Source organism: Enterobacter cloacae complex sp.6700776 (assembly GCF_048284255.1).
GTDB classification, from domain to species: domain Bacteria; phylum Pseudomonadota; class Gammaproteobacteria; order Enterobacterales; family Enterobacteriaceae; genus Enterobacter; species Enterobacter intestinihominis.
This window is the reverse complement of record NZ_JBLVYK010000076.1, coordinates 1-374: the sequence shown is the minus strand read 5'-3', so window position 1 is coordinate 374 and position 374 is coordinate 1. Positions and strand designations below refer to the sequence as shown.

The 374-nt window shown below is 40.9% G+C and carries 1 protein-coding gene; it reads left to right on the top strand.

Annotated elements, in window-relative coordinates; translation table 11 throughout:
* The coding region (locus ACNQ0T_RS23285) for an aromatic ring-hydroxylating oxygenase subunit alpha (RefSeq protein ID WP_417930392.1) at nt 1-374 on the top strand (374 nt) is incomplete at both ends.

The following is a 374-nucleotide window of genomic DNA, read 5'->3' as shown; positions in this document are numbered from 1 at the left end:
CATCTGAAGACATTTTTGATTTTGAAAAAGAAAAAATTTTTGCTAATTCATGGGTTTGTGTTGGTCATGTGAGTGAGGTAAAAGAAAAAAATTCCTATATTACACGCCAACTAATTGGTGAAAGCCTTGTGATTGTTCGTGGTCGTGATGATGTTCTGCGCGGTTTCTACAATGTTTGCCCACACCGTGGTCATCAACTAATTAGTGGTGATGGCGGGAAAATGAAAAATGTGATTACCTGCCCTTACCATGCTTGGGCATTCAAGTTGGATGGGCAGTTGGCGCATGCAACCAACTGTGAAAACGTGAACAACTTTGAAGCGGATGCTATGTCATTAAGTTCTTTCCATGTGACTGAGCACGCAGGTTTTATC